Origin of the sequence: Methylobacterium bullatum, from assembly GCF_014845095.1 — a bacterium.
Classification (GTDB): Bacteria; Pseudomonadota; Alphaproteobacteria; order Rhizobiales; family Beijerinckiaceae; genus Methylobacterium; species Methylobacterium bullatum.
In genome coordinates this window covers 1-618 of the sequence record NZ_NKUG01000242.1, presented here as the reverse complement: position 1 = coordinate 618, position 618 = coordinate 1, and the positions used below count along the sequence as shown (strand labels likewise).

Sequence of the window (618 nt, the reverse complement as noted above, 5' to 3'; positions counted from 1 at the left end):
AAACCAAAAATTTACCAGCGTGTCCAAGAGTTGTCGTTAACGGCGCATCAAGCACTTGGATGCCGGGGCATCAGCCGTGCGGACCTTCGATACGACGACACACCGGGTGGAACCGGTGCCCTCGTCGTCCTGGAGGTCAACACGCAGCCCGGGATGACCAAGACGAGCCTTGTGCCGGAGATCGCAGCCTACGCTGGCTTGAGTTTCGGTGAGCTCGTCCGATGGATGGTGGAGGACGCTACTCTGGGTCGTTGAACGCCGCCGGTCAGGCTGGCGTCGACGGAACCCCCGCGCCCGGTCCGGGCTCGCTCGTCGCCGGTCTGGCGGCGCGCCTGCCGCGACTGGTGCGCCCCATGCTGCGCTCGCGCCGTTCGCGGCTCGGGCAGCCGATCGAGCGGCGCATCCCGCGGCACGCGGGCACGCTGACCCTCGCGGTCACCTTCGCCGTCCTGTCGGTGACCGGTTTCGTCGCCAGCGGCCGCTACGACCGCTTCGTGCTGGAGAACGGCCACGTCTCGGACGTCCTGGCCCGGCTGGCCGGTTTCGGCGTCGAGCGCGTCACCATTTCGGGCATCTCCCGTCTCTATGAGCGGGAAGTGCTGCAGGCGGCCGGCATCG

2 pseudogenes are annotated in these 618 nt (G+C 68.0%); both read left to right on the top strand.

Annotated features, from left to right (window positions below):
• Positions 1-255 (top strand): annotated as a pseudogene (locus MBTS_RS22645) (D-alanine--D-alanine ligase); the annotation flags it as partial.
• Positions 252-618 (top strand): annotated as a pseudogene (locus tag MBTS_RS22640) (cell division protein FtsQ/DivIB); the annotation flags it as partial. The pseudogenes MBTS_RS22645 and MBTS_RS22640, both read left to right, overlap by 4 nt.